This is a genomic window from Pantoea allii, assembly GCF_046529425.1.
GTDB lineage: Bacteria > Pseudomonadota > Gammaproteobacteria > Enterobacterales > Enterobacteriaceae > Pantoea > Pantoea allii.
In genome coordinates this window covers 2675051-2692914 of sequence record NZ_CP125958.1, presented here as the reverse complement: position 1 = coordinate 2692914, position 17864 = coordinate 2675051, and the positions used below count along the sequence as shown (strand labels likewise).

At 54.3% G+C, this 17864-nt stretch carries 13 protein-coding genes and 1 other RNA gene; 10 read left to right on the top strand and 4 right to left on the bottom strand.

Translation table 11 applies throughout. The features are described from left to right. Positions 1-11 precede the first annotated feature (11 nt). The 8 genes from pheT (at position 12) to QNH99_RS12665 (ending at position 8204) form a co-directional block, all read left to right on the top strand. Positions 12-2399: a phenylalanine--tRNA ligase subunit beta gene (pheT, locus tag QNH99_RS12700; RefSeq protein ID WP_410516759.1), complete on the top strand. Its 2388-nt coding sequence runs from the start codon at positions 12-14 to the stop codon at positions 2397-2399. A gap of 4 nt (positions 2400-2403) precedes the next feature. Next, positions 2404-2706 (top strand): integration host factor subunit alpha, encoded by a 303-nt coding sequence (ihfA, locus tag QNH99_RS12695; protein WP_006118960.1) that lies wholly within the window; start codon positions 2404-2406, stop codon positions 2704-2706. Positions 2707-2805: 99 nt separating this feature from the next. After that, on the top strand, positions 2806-3795 hold the full coding sequence (btuC, locus tag QNH99_RS12690; RefSeq protein WP_063879375.1) for a vitamin B12 ABC transporter permease BtuC: 990 nt from the start codon (positions 2806-2808) through the stop codon (positions 3793-3795). Positions 3796-3828: 33 nt separating this feature from the next. Beyond that, complete coding sequence (locus QNH99_RS12685; protein WP_109716238.1) at positions 3829-4374, top strand: glutathione peroxidase; 546 nt, start codon at positions 3829-3831, stop codon at positions 4372-4374. Beyond that, the gene (gene btuD / locus QNH99_RS12680) at positions 4375-5124 is read left to right on the top strand and encodes a vitamin B12 ABC transporter ATP-binding protein BtuD (protein ID WP_109716239.1); all 750 of its coding nucleotides are present in this window, start codon (positions 4375-4377) and stop codon (positions 5122-5124) included. It begins immediately after the preceding gene. A gap of 66 nt (positions 5125-5190) precedes the next feature. Next, positions 5191-5649 carry an NlpC/P60 family protein gene (locus QNH99_RS12675; protein WP_410516758.1) on the top strand — a complete coding sequence of 153 codons (459 nt, stop codon included), beginning with the start codon at positions 5191-5193 and terminating at the stop codon, positions 5647-5649. A gap of 292 nt (positions 5650-5941) precedes the next feature. After that, the gene (locus QNH99_RS12670) at positions 5942-6676 is read left to right on the top strand and encodes an EAL domain-containing protein (RefSeq protein WP_145393329.1); all 735 of its coding nucleotides are present in this window, start codon (positions 5942-5944) and stop codon (positions 6674-6676) included. Positions 6677-6767: 91 nt separating this feature from the next. After that, positions 6768-8204, top strand: a complete 1437-nt coding sequence (locus QNH99_RS12665; protein WP_410516757.1) for a protein adenylyltransferase SelO — start codon at positions 6768-6770, stop codon at positions 8202-8204. A 1-nt stretch (position 8205) separates the two neighbouring features. On the opposite strand, the gene QNH99_RS12660 is transcribed toward QNH99_RS12665, so the two are convergent. Together QNH99_RS12660 and QNH99_RS12655 are read right to left on the bottom strand one after the other, a co-directional pair. Next, positions 8206-9252, bottom strand: a complete 1047-nt coding sequence (locus QNH99_RS12660) for a 3-deoxy-7-phosphoheptulonate synthase (protein WP_410516756.1) — start codon at positions 9250-9252, stop codon at positions 8206-8208. Positions 9253-9404: 152 nt separating this feature from the next. Continuing rightward, positions 9405-10232: a posphoenolpyruvate synthetase regulatory kinase/phosphorylase PpsR gene (locus tag QNH99_RS12655; protein WP_063879382.1), complete on the bottom strand. Its 828-nt coding sequence runs from the start codon at positions 10230-10232 to the stop codon at positions 9405-9407. Positions 10233-10666: 434 nt separating this feature from the next. Between QNH99_RS12655 and ppsA the strand changes: the two genes are divergently transcribed. Then, complete coding sequence (ppsA, locus tag QNH99_RS12650) at positions 10667-13051, top strand: phosphoenolpyruvate synthase (RefSeq protein WP_063879383.1); 2385 nt, start codon at positions 10667-10669, stop codon at positions 13049-13051. 67 nt (positions 13052-13118) lie between these two features. Here the strand turns inward: ppsA and rprA are convergent. Together rprA and ydiK are read right to left on the bottom strand one after the other, a co-directional pair. Beyond that, an RNA gene (gene rprA, locus QNH99_RS12645) (antisense sRNA RprA) lies at positions 13119-13227 on the bottom strand. Positions 13228-13481: 254 nt separating this feature from the next. After that, positions 13482-14582 (bottom strand): AI-2E family transporter YdiK, encoded by a 1101-nt coding sequence (ydiK, locus tag QNH99_RS12640; protein ID WP_063879384.1) that lies wholly within the window; start codon positions 14580-14582, stop codon positions 13482-13484. Positions 14583-14789: 207 nt separating this feature from the next. Between ydiK and QNH99_RS12635 the strand changes: the two genes are divergently transcribed. Continuing rightward, complete coding sequence (locus tag QNH99_RS12635; RefSeq protein ID WP_410516755.1) at positions 14790-17843, top strand: FAD-binding and (Fe-S)-binding domain-containing protein; 3054 nt, start codon at positions 14790-14792, stop codon at positions 17841-17843. The last annotated feature ends 21 nt before the right edge of the window (positions 17844-17864 follow it).

Genomic DNA, 17864 nt, shown 5'->3' with positions numbered 1-17864 from the left:
CAGGTTATCCAATGAAATTCAGTGAACTCTGGTTACGCGAATGGGTAAATCCCGCCCTTGACAGTGCAGCCTTATCTGAACAGATCACCATGGCCGGCCTGGAAGTGGACGGCGTTGAGCCGGTCGCGGGCGCGTTTCACGGTGTTGTGGTTGGCGAAGTCGTGGAGTGCGGTCAGCATCCTAATGCTGACAAACTGCGCGTGACCAAAATTAATACCGGCGGCGATCGTCTGCTGGATATCGTCTGTGGCGCACCAAACTGCCGTCAGGGTCTGAAAGTTGCGGTCGCTACCGTGGGTGCTGTGCTGCCGGGCGATTTTAAAATTAAAGCGGCCAAGCTGCGTGGCGAACCGTCGGAAGGCATGCTGTGTTCGTTCTCGGAGCTGGGTATTTCCGACGATCACAGTGGCATTATCGAATTGCCCGCCGATGCACCGGTCGGCACAGATATTCGTGACTACCTGCAGCTGGACGACAACACCATTGAAATCAGCGTCACGCCTAACCGCGCCGACTGCCTGGGAATTATTGGTATTGCCCGTGATGTGGCGGTACTGAACAGCCTGCCGCTTAACGCACCTGCCATTGAGCCGGTTGCGGCGACGATTTCTGATACTGTCCCGATCAATATAGAGGCGACCGCAGCCTGTCCACGTTATTTAGGCCGGGTCGTTAAAGGCATTAACGTTGCCGCTGCCACACCGCTGTGGATGAAAGAGAAACTGCGTCGTTGTGGTATTCGCTCTATCGATCCGGTGGTCGACATCACTAACTATGTATTGCTTGAGCTGGGCCAGCCCATGCACGCTTTCGATCTCGACCGCATTGACGGCGGAATCGTGGTACGCATGGCGAAAGACGGTGAAGCGCTGACGTTACTGGATGGCACCGCGGTTAAACTCAGCAGCGATACGCTGGTTATTGCCGATCACCAGAAAGCCCTGGCGATGGGCGGCATTTTCGGCGGTGAACATTCTGGTGTAAACGCGGAAACGCAAAATGTTTTACTGGAGAGCGCCTGGTTTGAACCCCTGGCGATTGCGGGCCGTGCTCGTCGCCATGGCTTACATACCGATGCCTCCCATCGCTACGAGCGCGGTGTAGACGCCGCGCTGCAGCATAAGGCGATGGAGCGCGCCACCCAGCTGCTGCTGACCATTTGCGGCGGTGAAGCGGGGCCGGTTATCGATCAGACGTCAGCGGACGTGTTACCACAGCCCGCGACTATCACGCTGCGTCGTGAAAAGCTGGATCGGTTAATTGGTCATGTGGTCAGCGATGAGCAGGTGACCGACATTTTAACGCGCCTGGGCTGTCAGGTCAGCGTGGGTAACGGTGAATGGCGTGCAGTGGCACCGACCTGGCGCTTCGATATGGCTATCGAAGAAGACCTGGTGGAAGAGATTGCCCGTATTTATGGTTACAACAATATCCCGGATGTGCCTGTCCATGCTGGCCTGGTGATGACGAAGCACCGTGAAGCGAACCTGTCGCTGAAGCGGGCGAAGATGCTGCTGGTAGACAAAGGTTATCAGGAAGCGATCACTTACAGCTTCGTGGACCCGAAGGTGCAGCAGTTGCTGCATCCGGGTGAAGAGGCACTGCTGCTGCCAAGCCCGATCTCCAGCGATATGTCCACGATGCGTCTGTCCCTGTGGACCGGCTTACTCAGCGCGGTGGTGTATAACCAGAACCGTCAGCAGAGCCGCGTGCGCCTGTTTGAGAGCGGCCTGCGCTTTGTGCCTGATACGCAGGCGGATCTCGGTATTCGCCAGGATTTGATGCTGGCAGGCGTGCTGAGTGGCAACCGCTATGAAGAACATTGGGACCTGGCGCGCCAGACCGTTGACTTCTATGATTTGAAAGGCGATTTAGAGTCGCTGCTGGATTTAACCGGCAAGATGAATGCGATTAGCTTCCGCGCTGAAGCGAATCCGGCGTTGCATCCTGGACAAAGTGCGGCAATTTATTTACACGATGAACGAATCGGATTTATCGGAGTGGTTCATCCCGAACTTGAACGTAAGCTGGATCTCAACGGTCGTACCTTAGTCTTTGAACTGCTTTGGAATAAGGTCGCAGACCGCGTCCTGCCTGATGCGCAAGAGATTTCACGCTTCCCGGCAAACCGTCGTGATATCGCTGTTGTTGTGGCCGAAAACGTGCCTGCAGCAGATATCATCGCGGAGTGTAAGAAAGTTGGCGTAAATCAGGTAGTTGGCGTAAACTTGTTTGACGTGTACCGAGGTAAGGGTGTTTCCGAGGGCTATAAGAGCCTCGCAATCAGCCTGATTTTGCAGGATACCAGCCGGACACTCGAAGAAGAGGAGATTGCCGCGACGGTTGCCAAATGCGTTGCGGCATTAAAAGAGCGATTCCAGGCAACCTTGAGGGATTGAACCTATGGCGCTTACAAAAGCTGAGATGTCAGAATACCTGTTTGAAAAACTCGGGCTGAGCAAACGTGATGCAAAAGAGTTAGTGGAGTTGTTTTTCGAAGAGGTTCGCCGCGCTTTGGAAAATGGAGAACAGGTTAAACTGTCGGGGTTTGGTAATTTTGACCTGCGTGACAAAAACCAACGTCCAGGCAGAAACCCAAAAACGGGAGAGGATATTCCAATTACTGCGCGTCGCGTAGTGACATTCCGTCCAGGGCAGAAGCTTAAAAGTCGCGTTGAGAACGCCACACCAAAAGACAGTGACTGATCCCAGTGTTTTAAAAAGGCCGCGCAAGCGGCCTTTTTCATTTCTTTTTTTTGCAATCCTTTTACAATCAACCCTCTGTTATCCTGGCTAATCCGGCTTATGTCCCAGCTTGAACAACTTGCGCTTCAACGCGATCGTCGCAGCAGGACCTGGCTTTTGGGTCTGAGTGGCACGTTGCTTGTCTTATTTATGATCAGCCTGTGTGCGGGTGAAAGCTGGATAAGCCCATCCCAGTGGTTTAGCGACAGCGGCAGACTGTTCGTCGGTCAGCTTCGCCTGCCGCGCAGCCTTGCGGTCATACTGGTTGGCGCGGCGCTGGCGCTGAGCGGCGTTGTCATGCAGGCGCTGTTTACTAATCCCCTGGCCGAACCGGGGCTGCTTGGCGTCTCCAACGGCGCGGGCATTGGTCTGGTGGCGGCGGTGCTGTTTGGCGGCGGTTCACTCTGGAGCCTCAGCGTTTCGGCGATGGCCGGCGCGCTGGTGATCACGCTTATCCTGCTGCACTTTGCCCATCGTCACTTATCCGTCACGCGTTTGCTGCTCACTGGTGTGGCGCTGGGCATTATCTGCAGCGCCATCATGACCTGGGCGGTGTATTTCAGCAGCAGCCTCGACCTGCGACAGTTAATGTACTGGATGATGGGCGGCTTCAGCGGTATCGACTGGCGCTATGGCTGGATGATGCTGGCGCTGCTGCCGGTTATCCTGGCGTTAACCTCGGCGGCCAGGGTACTCAACCTGTTAGCGCTGGGGGAAACCTCAGCACGCCAGTTGGGGCTGTCCCTGTTTTACTGGCGTAATTTACTGGTATTAGCGATGGGCTGGCTGGTCGGGGTCAGCGTTGCCCTTGCCGGGGCAATCGGCTTTGTCGGTCTGGTGATTCCCCATCTGCTGCGGCTGGCAGGCCTGAACGATCACCGTGCCCTGTTGCCAGCCTCCGCGCTGGCGGGAGCCAGCGTGTTGCTTGGCGCCGATATTATTGCCCGCCTGGCGCTGGCTTCTGCCGAGTTACCTATCGGTGTCGTCACGGCAACCCTGGGCGCACCGCTGTTTATCGTACTGTTAGTCAAATCGTCGCGTCAGCTTTAGCTGGCATACTTGCATTAACCACAGGAACTCCGTATGAGCATTTATCAAACTGAACTGGTTACACTGGATGGTGAGAAAACCTCGCTGTCATCCTGGCAGGGACAGGTGCTGCTGGTCGTTAACGTGGCCTCTAAGTGCGGCTTAACGCCACAATATGAAGCGCTGGAAAACATTCATAAAGCCTGGCATGAGCAAGGCTTCAGCGTGCTGGGTTTCCCCTGCAACCAGTTTCTGGAGCAGGAGCCGGGCAGTAGGGAAGAGATCAAAACCTTTTGCAGCACCACGTATGGTGTGACCTTTCCGATGTTCGAAAAGTGTGACGTCAATGGTGAGCATCGTCACCCGCTTTATGCGCAGCTGGTGGCGGCAAAACCTGAGGCGGTTCGCCCGGAAGAGAGTGGTTTTTATGAGCGCATGGAAAGTAAAGGACGTGCGCCCAAAGTCCCAGGCGATATCCTGTGGAACTTCGAAAAATTCCTGATTGGCCGGGATGGCAGTGTCATTCAGCGTTTCTCTCCGGACATGTCACCAGAAGATCCGATTATTCTCGAAACCATCAAGCAGGCACTGGCAAAATAAATGTTGCTGAGCCTGGAAAATGCAGCCGTTCCCGGACGGCTGCAACCGGTAACTGGCACCCTGCAAGCCGGGCAGTGGGTGCATCTGGTGGGGCCGAATGGCGCAGGGAAGAGTACTTTGCTCTCCGCGCTGGCCGGACTGGAACCCGTTACCGGCAAGGCGACGCTTCTGAATAACCCGCTGTCCAGTTGGAAAGGCCCGGCGCTGGCCAGGGTGCGCAGCTGGCTGCCCCAGCAACAGCTTCCTCCTGGAGAGATGCCGGTTTATCACTATCTTCGCCTGCATCTCCCGTCTCCCGCTTTACCTCACGACGCTCGGTTAGCCTCAATACTGTCGCGGCTGCAGCTGGATGACAAATTAGCCTGGCCATTGACCCGGCTCTCCGGTGGAGAGTGGCAGCGGGTGCGGATTGCTGCGGTCATGGTGCAAATCGATCCGCAGATCAACGCCCATGGTCAGTTGCTGATCCTGGATGAACCCATGACGGCGCTGGATATTGCGCAGCAGAAAGCGGTCGATGATCTGATTCGTGAACTCTGCCAGGCTGGCGTTTGCGTGGTCGCCAGCAGCCACGACCTTAACCACAGTTTATGGCACGCAACGCAGGTTTGGCTGTTACATCAGGGCCAGGTGGTATTACAGGGTGAGCCAGCAGACGTCCTTCGTCCGGAACAGCTTTCGCCCCTGTATGGCATTCCGTTCCGCCAGTTAATGTTAGACGGTCGGCCTCTGCTAACTGTTTTGCCCTGATACTTGCCACCTGGCGCGCTTTGCCGCTACAGTAATTTGGTTATTATTTAGTAAGGATGAGCTGTGATGCACACGGGGTTGCTGTTATTCGTTTTGCTGTTGGTGGGCTGTAGCCATCATGCGCCGCCCATTAATGGTCGCCTCTCTGACTCCATCACTGTAATAGCGCAACTTAACGATCAACTGGGTAACTGGCGAGGAACCCCTTACCGTTATGGCGGGATGAGCCGCGGTGGCGTGGACTGCTCTGGCTTTGTTTACCTGACATTCCGCGATAAGTTTGATCTGCAACTTCCACGCACCACCGCGGCACAAAGCGACATTGGGACGCGCATCAGCAAAGATGACCTCTTGCCCGGTGACCTGGTATTCTTCAAAACCGGCAGCGGCGAGAATGGCTTGCACGTAGGCATTTATGATACGGATAACGCTTTCATTCATGCCTCCACCAGCCAGGGGGTGATTCGCTCTTCGCTGGATAATGTCTACTGGCGAAAAGTATTTTGGCAGGCGCGCCGCATCTAATTTTCTGCCTGCAAGCCCAGCAGATTTGTAGGGGTTAAATCAGAAAAATAGCGGACCTGAAAAATTATTACTCATTCGGATTTAACTTACTCTTTTTATTTATACCGCCGGACCTAAGAATGTTTTTCATCGTTAACAGAATTATTTGGGAATTTATTTGGCTTAAGGTTTATTTTTTTAGCCTAACGATAATGAAGCGATAAAAATATCCATCTCATCAGTCCTTTGCTACTATTGCCAGCCTGTTTTTAATCATATACGATGCACTATCGCCACATATTCTGGCTGTAAAATGAAAATTCACCTATCTGCCGACTATCAGTCGGAAATTTGGTTTTATGCCGCCTGCTCTCAGGAAGGGCACTTAACCGCTATTGAGCTGGCTACACAGTTCGTGCATGAGAGTGCGCCGATCACGTTGCCGCAGGATGTCCTGTTGCCTCAGCTCGATGAAACACAGCGCCTGCGCCTGCTGCAGCGTCAGATTTCCCTGCTGGAAAAGCACCAGACGTTTTTCGAAAGCCATCACCTACTGGCTTTTATGCCTGTGGATGAAGGCATGGCGAACACCCTTCTTGAAAGTGAGTTTCTGACCCGTAAAATAAAACAGCTTCCTTTTTTAAGGCTCGATATCAGCGAAACGTTTCTCTCGCTAAATTTGGGAAAAAATAATCCATTAATCGCGGCATTAAATCGTGAGTTTAAATTGTCCTTGTCCCACTTTGGCGCAGGGAAATCATCGACAACAGCAGTTTACGATAATCTGTTTAGCTGCATCAGGTTGGATAAACACTTTATTCACGCCCTTTCTAAACGTGCTTCTTTTTTACCATTTATGCAAAGCATCATCGATAATTTCCGGCCCCATTGTGATCGGATGATTATTTGCGGTGTGGATGATGAAATGTTACTGGATAAGGTGAGTCAACTCAGCAATGTCCATCTCCAGGGCACGCTGTTTCCGGTCGTAAAATCAGACGCCTTCGAGACCTTAATCTACTCCGAACAATTCCTGCACACGCCCTGATACCCGCACGACTGTCGCCTGTCCAATCCTGGCCATCAACGCTACACTGTGGGTTTTATCACACGATACCCGGTGTCGTTGGGGAGAAATAATGGTCTTTGACAATAGCTGGTTCCGTGAGCTTCCGGGCAGCTACACCGCGTTACATCCTACGCCGCTTGCAGGCGGTCGACTGTTGTACCACAACGCAGCCCTGGCGAATGAGATGGCGCTGGACAGCGATCTTTTTGCCGGGCAGGGGCATGGCGTTTGGTATGGCGCCGCGCTGTTGCCCGGCATGCAACCGCTGGCTCAGGTTTACAGCGGGCATCAGTTTGGCGTCTGGGCAGGTCAACTGGGTGATGGCCGCGGTATGTTACTGGGTGAACAATACCTGGACGACGGCCGCCGGCTCGACTGGCATCTGAAAGGCGCAGGGCTGACGCCGTATTCACGAATGGGCGATGGCCGGGCTGTTGTACGGTCAACGGTGCGCGAGTTTCTGGCTTCTGAGGCGCTGCATCATCTGGGCATTCCTACCACGCGCGCGCTGAGCGTTGCCATCAGCGATGAACCCGTTTACCGCGAAAACGCCGAACGCGGCGCGATGTTGATGCGCATTGCACCAGGCCATCTACGCTTTGGTCATTTTGAGCACTTCTTCTATAGCCAGCAACCTGAACAGGTCAGGCAGCTGGCGGACTATGCCATTCGTCATCACTGGCCGCACCTGGTCGACGAAGCCGATCGTTATCAACTGTGGTTTTCCGATATTGTGCTGCGCACTGCACGGCTGATTGCTCAGTGGCAAAGCGTGGGCTTCGCTCATGGTGTAATGAATACCGATAATATGTCGATCCTCGGTCTGACCATCGACTACGGTCCTTACGGATTCCTGGATGACTACCAGCCAGACTACATCTGCAATCACAGCGATTATCAAGGGCGCTACAGCTTCGAAAATCAGCCCATGATTGGCTTGTGGAATCTTAATCGTCTGGCCCATGCGCTGTCAGGGTTGCTGACGACTGAACAGCTCCGGCAGGCGCTGAGCGGTTATGAAAATGAGCTGATGCGCGAATGGGGAGAGCGGATGCGGGCAAAACTGGGCTTGCTGACAGCAGATGCCGGCGATAATGACATTCTGACCGGTTTGCTCGGCCTGATGAGTCAGGAACGCAGCGATTATACGCTGACGTTTCGTTTGTTGAGTGAGACCCAGCAGGCTGAGAGCCGTTCGCCGCTGCGAGATGAATTCATCGATCGTCCCGCCTTTGACCGTTGGTATCAGCATTACCGTAACCGCTTATTGCAGGAGCAGATCGGCGATGCTGAACGGCAGCAGGCGATGAAAGCGGCCAATCCCGCCGTGGTGCTGCGTAACTATCTTGCTCAACAGGCCATAGACGAGGCGGAACAGGGCGAAAGCGGGGCGCTGGCGCGTTTACATCAGGCGCTTCAACAGCCTTTTAGTGACGCGACGGCCGCTGAATATCGTCAACGGCCGCCGGACTGGGGCAAAACGCTGGAGGTAAGCTGCTCCAGCTGATTTACAGACGGTGAGAAACGGCGTCCGCTAACAGCGCGAGCACGTCTTCGCTGTCTTGCCAGTTCAGGCAGGGATCGGTGATCGACTGGCCGTAGGTCAGGGGTTCACCGCTCACCACTTTCTGATTGCCTTCCTCGATAAAACTCTCAATCATCACGCCGGCGACCGCGCGCGAACCGCTTTTAATCTGTTCGGCGACGTCGATGGCGACGTCACGCTGGCGGCGATGTTGCTTCAGGCAGTTGCCGTGGCTGAAATCGATGATCAACTGTGGCGACAGACCAAATTCATCTAAACAGGCAGCGGCGTCGGCTACGTCGCTGGCATGATAGTTGGGCTGCTTACCGCCTCGTAAGATGACATGGCCATGCGGGTTACCGCTGGTCTGGTAAATGGTCATCTGACCTTGCTTATCCGGCGACAGAAACATATGGCTGGCACGGGATGCACGAATGGCATCCACGGCAATACGCACGTTTCCATCCGTACCGTTTTTAAAACCGACCGGGCAGGAGAGCGCCGACGCCATTTCACGGTGGATCTGGCTTTCTGTGGTGCGTGCACCAATGGCGCCCCAGCTAATCAGGTCGGCAATAAACTGGCCGATTACCATATCCAGGAATTCGGTGGCGGTCGGCAAGCCCAGCGCGTTGATATCAATCAGAAGCTTGCGGGCAATACTGATGCCGCGATTCACATCAAAGCTGCCGTCCAGGTCGGGATCGGATATCAGGCCTTTCCAGCCGACCACCGTACGCGGTTTTTCGAAATAGGTGCGCATCACGATTTCCAGCCGATCCTGATAACGTTCACGTAGGGCAACTAAACGCTGAGCGTAGTCCAGCGCGGCGACCGGATCATGCAGGGAGCAGGGGCCGATGACAACCAGTAAACGGGGATCGTCGCCTGTGAGGATGCGGGCAATACGTTTGCGTGCGGCGGTGATGTTGTCGGCCATGGCAGGTGAAAGCGGATGTTGTGCTGCCAGACTGGCAGGGGAAATCAGGCTGCCAATGCGCGCCGTGCGCAGTTCGTCAGTTTTATTCATGTTGTTCTCTAAGCTTTGTCTTCGCAGCGGTGAAATACCGGGAAGTGATGATGGTCACAATAAACCATTAGCCTGTGAATTCAAGCCACAACGTGACAATGCACGGTAAAATTGCGGCAGCGGCGCGTTACAGCTCCGCCGCCTGGGGATCATTAATACATGCGGCGCGTCAGGCCCATAATGTCGAGGATTTTGGTGGCAATCTCTTCCACGGAATAATTGGTACTGTTGAGATAGCGAATCTGGTGAGTGCGAAACAGCGCTTCGACTTCGCCCACTTCGAGCCGACACTGGCGCAGAGAAGCATAACGGGTATTTTCCGCACGTTCCTGTCGGATAGCCGCCAGGCGTTCCGGGTCGATTGTCAGGCCAAACAGTTTGTGTTGATGCTGACGCAGGGCCGGGGGCAATTTCAGATTATCCATGTCGTCGGCGATAAACGGATAGTTAGCAGCACGGATACCAAACTGCATCGCCAGATACAGGCTGGTTGGCGTTTTGCCACAGCGGGAAACGCCAATCAGGATCACCTGCGCATCTTCCAGGCCGCGCAGAGAGATGCCGTCATCGTGCGCCAGGGTGTAATCGATCGCCGCGATACGGGCGTCATATTTACCCAGATTGCTGGCATCAAGCCCGTGCGTTCGGTGCGCGACCGGTGCCGGTGACAGGCCCAGCTCCTGCTGAAGTGGAGCGACCAGCGCCTGGACAATGTCCTGACAAAAGCCTTCACTCTGAACAATGATGTCGCGTACTTCAGGCGTCACAATGGAAAAAAATACCAACGGGCGCACGCCACTTTGCTGGTAAAGCGCATTGATTTGCGCCTTAACCGCCTGCGCACGCTGCACGTTTTCAACAAACGGCAGGGTAACGCTGGTGGTATTTACCGGAAACTGAGATAACACGGCGTGGCCCAGCACTTCGGCTGTAATTGCTGTGCCGTCGGAAATATAGAAAACGCTTCTGTCAGTGGTCATGAGTCGTGCCTCGGGCAGAGAAATCGTGATAAAAATTGGATGGTTCAGTCAATATAACCATGCCTTCAGGCGCAAGTGTAGCGCTCTCATTCTGTGCCAGCCGGTTTTCCCTTTTCACCATAAGGCTATCTCTGTTCCTGCCTGCATATTTCCTCACCTGGTGGCCTTTGGCGATAAACACGGGCGGCGCGTGTTGCGCAACAACAAAAGTGGCATAGGCGACGGTAAAAATAATAAGTGATTTATTATCAAAGTGTTATTGAGAAATGATTGCTTTGCGCAACGTTGCAAAAAACCAGGCGCAATTCTGAAACTGCCTCAGAGAATCTGCTTTAACGATTCAACAGATCGTGTTTCGTCAGACGTTATGCCAGGCTGAATGTGTTAATAGCAGGATTTTCCATGTGCCCATTCATTAATAAAGGATCAGTTCAATGTCCAATAAAGGCGAACAGCCCTTAGTACTTTGGTACAACCAGCTTGGCATGCATGATGTTGATCGGGTGGGGGGCAAAAATGCCTCTCTGGGTGAGATGATTACCAATTTGTCATCTTTAGGTGTGTCAGTACCGAATGGTTTTGCCACTACTTCCTGGGCCTTTAATCAGTTTCTTGAGCAGAGCGGTCTGAACCAGCGTATCTATGCTTTGCTGGATGACACCAATATTGATGATGTTGATCAACTGGCGAAAGCAGGGAAACAAATACGCCAGTGGGTAGTCGAAACCCCATTCCAGCCTGAACTCGAAGCCGCCATTCTTGCAGCGTATGACCAACTCTCTGCGGATGATGCAGACGCGTCCTTCGCCGTGCGTTCATCCGCCACCGCTGAAGATATGCCTGATGCGTCCTTCGCCGGACAGCAGGAAACCTTCCTGAACGTGCAGGGCATTGAGTCAGTCATGGTAGCGGTCAAACACGTTTATGCCTCGCTGTTTAATGACCGTGCCATCTCTTACCGCGTCCATCAGGGCTACGATCATCGCGGCGTGGCGCTGTCGGCGGGGATTCAGCGCATGGTGCGGTCTGACCTGGCCTCATCCGGTGTGATGTTCACCATTGATACGGAATCAGGCTTTGATCAGGTGGTGTTTATTACCGCCGCGCTGGGCCTGGGCGAAATGGTGGTGCAGGGAGCGGTGAATCCTGACGAGTTTTATGTGCACAAGCCGACGCTGGCCGCGAAACGTCCTGCCATCGTGCGTCGCAACATGGGCTCGAAAAAAGTGCGGATGGTTTACGCCGACTCGCGGGAGCATGGCGAGCAGGTGCGTATTGAAGACGTTGCGGAAGCCGAGCGCGACCGTTTCTGTCTGAGCGATGCCGAAGTTGAGGCGCTGGCCCATCAGGCGGTGCTGATTGAGCAACACTACAAACGTCCGATGGATATCGAGTGGGCTAAAGACGGCCATACCGGCAAGCTGTTTATCGTCCAGGCGCGCCCTGAAACTGTGCGTTCCAATGGTCAGGTGATGGAGCGTTACAGCCTGCAAGGGCAGGGTAATGTGGTGATTGAAGGCCGCGCTATCGGCCACCGTATTGGTGCTGGTCCGGTTAAGGTCATTCATGATATCAGCGAGATGAACCGCATTGAAAAAGGCGACGTGCTGGTGACGGATATGACCGATCCCGACTGGGAACCGATCATGAAAAAGGCCTCAGCCATTGTGACCAATCGCGGCGGCCGTACCTGTCATGCTGCGATTATCGCGCGTGAGCTGGGTATTCCAGCGGTGGTGGGATGCGGCGATGCCACTGAGCGCCTCAAAGAAGGCCACAACGTCACCGTTTCCTGTGCAGAAGGCGATACTGGCTATGTCTATGACGAACTGCTCGACTTCGATGTCACCAGTTCGCAGGTCGATACCATGCCGGATTTGCCGCTTAAGATCATGATGAACGTGGGTAACCCGGATCGCGCCTTTGATTTCGCCTGCCTGCCTAACGAAGGTGTCGGGCTGGCGCGTCTGGAATTTATCATCAACCGCATGATTGGCGTGCACCCCAAAGCGTTACTGGAGTTTGATCAGCAAACCCCTGAGTTGCAGAAGCAAATTCGTCAGTTGATGAAAGGCTTCGACGATCCGGTTGAGTTCTACATTGCTCGCCTGACCGAAGGGATCGCGACGCTGGGCGCGGCTTTCGCACCAAAACGGGTGATTGTGCGCCTGTCGGATTTTAAAACTAATGAATACGCCAATCTGGTGGGTGGGGAACGTTACGAACCGGAAGAAGAGAACCCGATGCTGGGATTCCGTGGCGCGGGCCGTTACGTGTCCGAAAGCTTCCGTGACTGTTTTGCGCTGGAGTGCGAAGCGGTGAAGCGGGTACGAAACGAGATGGGACTGACCAACGTCGAGATCATGGTGCCGTTTGTGCGTACGGTCGATCAGGCTCAGGCGGTGGTGGAGGAGTTAGGTCGCCAGGGGCTGAAGCGCGGAGAGAACGGGCTTAAGGTCATTATGATGTGTGAAATACCGTCGAATGCGCTGTTGGCCGAGCAGTTCTTACAACACTTTGACGGTTTCTCCATTGGATCTAATGACATGACTCAGCTGGCGCTGGGGCTGGATCGCGATTCCGGGGTCGTCTCAGCTTTGTTTGATGAACGGAATGAGGCGGTAAAAGCGTTGCTGTCCATGGCGATTCAGGCGGCGAAAAAACAGGGGAAATACGTTGGGATATGTGGTCAGGGACCTTCCGACCATCAGGATTTTGCTGCCTGGTTAATGGAGCAGGGCATTGACAGCCTGTCACTGAATCCGGATACCGTTGTTGAAACCTGGTTAAGCCTGGCGGCCCTGAACAAAACCGCCTGACGTTATTAGTAAGATTACTGCCTGAAGGCCAGCGAATGCTGGCCTTTTTGGTTTCACTTTTCGACAGGCAAAAAAAAGCCCATCACAGGGGATGGGCAAAGACTACACACAGCAATTCTTTACGCTACTCAGGGGAAATTAGGGTGTTTAGAAACCAGTAAGTTGATTTCCAACATAGGAAATATGTTATTCACACGGCTCGCTGGCGTCTTTAAGAATCCTCTTATTAGTTTAAAAGAAATAATATTTTGACGACTGGCCAGAGCGTTTCGGACCGTTATTATGTTTAGAAAGTAATCATTTTAGCGTGAGGAATGGGCCAGAGACGTGAAATATGCGTTTTATCTTAAAATCTGCTAATGAAAAAATGGCTGGCGATATCTTAATCAGCCAGCCAACTTAACGACTACTAATCATATAAAATCAGGAATCAGGGCTGTTCTTCCGGTGATTCCTTTGCGACCCGCAGGGGATCGGCGCTCGGGGCAGGTACTTCATGCATCCAGACGGAGACCAGTCGATAAGAAACGGCCAGCACAACCGGTCCAATAAACAGACCAATCATACCGAAGGCGATTAATCCCCCGATGACGCCGGACAGAATCAAAATCAGGGGGAGATCCGCGCCCATACGAATCAGCACCGGACGCAGAATGTTATCCAGCGTACCGACCACGCAACTCCAGATCAGCAGTACCGTGCCCCAGGTGGTATCTCCACTCCAGTAGAGATAAATAATGGCGGGAACCAGCACCAGCAGAGGACCGATTTGCACCAGGCAACAGAGAATCATCAACACGGTCAGCAGGGTGGCATAGGGGATGCCAGAGACTGCCAGCCCGATGCCGCCCAGTACGCCCTGTACCAGCGCGGTAACGACCACGCCCAGCGCGACGGCGCGTACGGCCTGTCCGGCCAGCAAAACCGCGGCATCACCCCGTCTGCCCGCCATGCGCCAGGCAAAATGACGGATACCCAGCGCGGCTTGCTCACCGCGCCAGTACAGCAGCACGCTGAACAGCAGCATCACGGCCAGATGAATCATAAAGCGGCCAAAGTGTCCGGCCTGCGCAACAAAGAAGCCGGTGGTGCGGCCCACATAGGGCTGCAGTTTTGCCATGATGGCCGCGCCGCCGCCCGCCACCAGTTTTTGGTAACTGGCATACAGCTTCTCGCCCACCATGGGAATATCGTTAAGCCAGCTCAGGGTTGGCAACATATGTCCCTGGGTTGCCCAGGCGATAACCGGTGCGCTGTTATCGATCAGGCTGTTAACCAGCAGGGCAACCGGAATAATAAACAACAGCAGCAGCAGAATGGTCATAACAATCACCGCCAGAAAGCGCTGTCCCCAGAGCAGCCGCTGAATTTTCAGCATCAGTGGCCAGGTGGCGATGACCACCATGCTTGCCCAGGCAAAGCCCAATATGAACGGCTGAACCACCCATAAACAGGCGGCGATTAAGAGTAAAATGAACATCAATGTGAATAACATTTGGGGAAGATCTATCTGCCGTTCCAGGCTTTTCATCTTAGGCATTACCTCATTGGAATCCGTCAACTCAGGGGATAACGGAGCCCCATAATCATGAGCCATTTCATGGCGTTTATACAGGCTTGTAAAGAAATGGTTTCAGCTTCCCCTGAAAAAACGACAGCGCCGTTGGAAATGTGATAAAACTGAGGCGTAAAGCAAGATACAGACGCAAACCTACCCAACATCTTTGGTCACATAATAATGATCCCACAGATTTCTCAGGCACCGGGTCTTATCCAGCGGGTGCTGACATTTCTTGAAACCCTCAAAGCGCAGGGTTTCACTGGCGATACCGCCACCAGTTACGCCGACAGACTTTCGCTTTCCACCGACAACAGCATCTATCAGCTTCTGCCCGATGCGGTGCTTTTCCCGCGTTCCACGGCAGACGTTGCCCTGATAGCCCGGCTTGCGGGTGAAGCGCCCTTTTCAGGCCTGGTCTTTACCCCGCGCGGCGGTGGCACCGGCACCAACGGCCAGTCGCTGAATCAGGGCATTATTGTCGACATGTCGCGCCACATGAACCGCATCCTGGAGATCAATACCGAACAGGGATGGGTACGCGTTGAAGCCGGCGTGGTAAAAGACCAGCTTAATGCTTACCTGAAACCTTTTGGCTTCTTCTTTTCGCCAGAGTTATCGACCAGTAACCGAGCCACGCTCGGCGGGATGATTAACACCGATGCATCCGGGCAGGGTTCGCTGGTCTACGGCAAAACCTCTGACCATGTTTTGGGCCTGCGGGCCGTGCTGCTCGGCGGGGATATTCTGGATACCCGGCCGGTACCCACCGCGCTGGCCGAGCATCTGGCGCAAACGCCAACCCCCGAAGGCCGGATTTATCAGCAGGTACTGAGTCGTTGCCGTGAGCATCGCGAACTGATTCTGGAAAAGTTTCCCAAACTTAACCGTTTCCTGACCGGTTACGATCTGCGCCATGTGTTTAGCGATGATATGCAGACCTTTGACCTGACGCGGCTGTTATGTGGCGCGGAAGGGACGCTGGCGTTTATCACTGAAGCCCGTCTGGATATTACGCCTCTGCCCAAGGTGCGGCGCATCGTCAATATTAAGTATGACGCTTTCGATTCCGCGCTACGTAACGCGCCGCTGATGGTAGAAGCCCAGGCGCTGTCGGTAGAAACGGTTGACTCCAAAGTCCTGAATCTGGCGCGGGAAGACATTGTCTGGCATTCCGTTCGCGAGCTGATTACGGATATTCCGGATAAAGAGATGCTGGGGCTGAATATTGTGGAGTTTGCCGGAGATGATGCCCAGCAGATCGATCGGCAAATGACGCAGCTCTGTGCCCGTCTGGATACCTTAATGGCAGCGCAGCAGGGCGGCGTTATCGGCTACCAGCTTTGTGACGATCTTGATGGGATCGAGCGCATCTACAACATGCGTAAAAAAGCCGTGGGCTTACTTGGCAATGCCAAAGGGCGTGCCAAGCCGATACCGTTTGTTGAAGACACGGCCGTTCCACCTGAACATCTTGCCGATTATATCGTCGAGTTCCGTGCGCTTCTGGACAGCCATGGCCTGAGTTATGGCATGTTTGGTCATGTGGATGCCGGCGTGCTTCACGTCCGCCCGGCGCTGGATATGTGCGATCCTCATCAGGAAATGATGATGAAGCAAATTTCCGATGAGGTGGTTGCCTTAACCGCACGCTATGGTGGCCTGCTTTGGGGCGAACATGGCAAGGGCTTCCGCGCACAGTACAGCCCGGCGTTTTTTGGTGAAACGCTGTTTAATGAGCTGCGCCGCATCAAAGCCGCCTTCGATCCCGATAACCGACTTAATCCCGGCAAGATTTGTACACCGTTCGACAGCGATGCGGCAATGATGCAGGTCGATGCGACCAAGCGTGGCAGCTACGATCGCCAGATTCCCCTTCAGGTGCGTGAAACCTGGCGTGGCGCGCTGGAGTGTAATGGCAACGGACTATGCTTTAATTTTGATGCCCGCAGCCCGATGTGCCCCTCCATGAAAATCACCCGTAACCGCATTCACTCGCCCAAAGGGCGCGCGACCTTAACGCGGGAATGGCTGCGTTTACTGGCGGAACAGGGGGTTGATCCGCTGATGCTGGAGAAAAAACTGCCGGAAAATACCCTGTCGCTCCGCGCGCTGATAAGCAGAATGCGCAACACCTGGTATGCGAACAAAGGGGAATATGACTTTTCACATGAGGTGAAGGAGGCGATGTCAGGTTGCCTGGCCTGTAAAGCCTGTTCCACCCAGTGCCCGATTAAGATTGACGTCCCGGATTTTCGTTCCCGCTTTTTACAGCTCTACCATACGCGCTATCTGCGCCCGCTCAGCGACCACCTGGTCGCAGCGGTCGAAAGCTATGCGCCACTCATGGCAAAAGCGCCGGGCGTGTTTAACTTTTTTCTGAAGCAGCCCTGGGCCTCTTCCTTCAGTAAAACGCACATCGGCATGGTCGACTTGCCGTTACTGTCATCGCCGACGCTCAAGCAGCAGTTGAGCGGGCACCCGGCCATGAATATGACGCTGGAGCAGCTTGAAGCGCTCAGTGACACGCAGCGAGCCAAAAAAGTGCTGGTGGTGCAGGACCCCTTCACCAGCTTCTATGAAGCCAGGCTGGTGCACGATTTTATTACGCTGATTGAAAAACTGGGTTATCAGCCGGTTCTGCTGCCGTTCACGCCTAACGGCAAAGCGCAGCACGTGAAAGGCTTTTTACAACGCTTTGCCCGCACGGCCAGTAAAACTGCCGATTTCCTGAATCGCGTGGCAAAGCTGGGGATGCCGATGGTGGGGATCGATCCGGCAACGGTGCTGTGTTACCGCGATGAGTATCGTCAGACGCTGGGCGAGGCCCGCGGTGACTTTACTGTGTTGCTGGTGCATGAGTGGCTGCAGAATGCGCTGCAGGAACATGAGGTACAGGTCACCGGCGGGGAATCATGGTATCTGTTTGCCCACTGCACGGAGGTCACGGCCCTTCCGGCAACGCCCGGTCAGTGGCAGGCGATTTTCTCGCGCTTCGGCGCAAAGCTCGAAAATATTAACGTGGGCTGCTGCGGAATGGCAGGCACCTATGGTCACGAAAGCCAGAATCTGGAGAATTCGCTGGGGATTTATGCGCTGTCATGGCATCCACAGTTGCAAAAACTGCCGCGTCAACGCTGTCTGGCAACCGGTTTTTCCTGCCGCAGTCAGGTCAAACGGGTAGAGGGCAACGGGATGCGTCATCCGCTTCAGGCACTGCTTGAATTAGTGTAAAACGGGTAGGCGACGCCGATC

What these genes read in the sequence shown, in the direction of transcription:
- QNH99_RS12665 (WP_410516757.1), top strand. Translation starts at nt 6,768, where the DNA reads ATGGTCTTTGACAATAGCTGGTTCCGTGAGCTTCCGGGCAGCTACACC.
- QNH99_RS12675 (WP_410516758.1), top strand. Translation starts at nt 5,191, where the DNA reads ATGCACACGGGGTTGCTGTTATTCGTTTTGCTGTTGGTGGGCTGTAGC.
- QNH99_RS12670 (WP_145393329.1), top strand. Translation starts at nt 5,942, where the DNA reads ATGAAAATTCACCTATCTGCCGACTATCAGTCGGAAATTTGGTTTTAT.
- QNH99_RS12635 (WP_410516755.1), top strand. Translation starts at nt 14,790, where the DNA reads ATGATCCCACAGATTTCTCAGGCACCGGGTCTTATCCAGCGGGTGCTG.
- QNH99_RS12660 (WP_410516756.1), bottom strand. Translation starts at nt 9,252, where the DNA reads ATGAATAAAACTGACGAACTGCGCACGGCGCGCATTGGCAGCCTGATT.
- QNH99_RS12685 (WP_109716238.1), top strand. Translation starts at nt 3,829, where the DNA reads ATGAGCATTTATCAAACTGAACTGGTTACACTGGATGGTGAGAAAACC.
- QNH99_RS12655 (WP_063879382.1), bottom strand. Translation starts at nt 10,232, where the DNA reads ATGACCACTGACAGAAGCGTTTTCTATATTTCCGACGGCACAGCAATT.
- ihfA (WP_006118960.1), top strand. Translation starts at nt 2,404, where the DNA reads ATGGCGCTTACAAAAGCTGAGATGTCAGAATACCTGTTTGAAAAACTC.
- ppsA (WP_063879383.1), top strand. Translation starts at nt 10,667, where the DNA reads ATGTCCAATAAAGGCGAACAGCCCTTAGTACTTTGGTACAACCAGCTT.
- btuC (WP_063879375.1), top strand. Translation starts at nt 2,806, where the DNA reads ATGTCCCAGCTTGAACAACTTGCGCTTCAACGCGATCGTCGCAGCAGG.
- btuD (WP_109716239.1), top strand. Translation starts at nt 4,375, where the DNA reads ATGTTGCTGAGCCTGGAAAATGCAGCCGTTCCCGGACGGCTGCAACCG.
- ydiK (WP_063879384.1), bottom strand. Translation starts at nt 14,582, where the DNA reads ATGAAAAGCCTGGAACGGCAGATAGATCTTCCCCAAATGTTATTCACA.
- pheT (WP_410516759.1), top strand. Translation starts at nt 12, where the DNA reads ATGAAATTCAGTGAACTCTGGTTACGCGAATGGGTAAATCCCGCCCTT.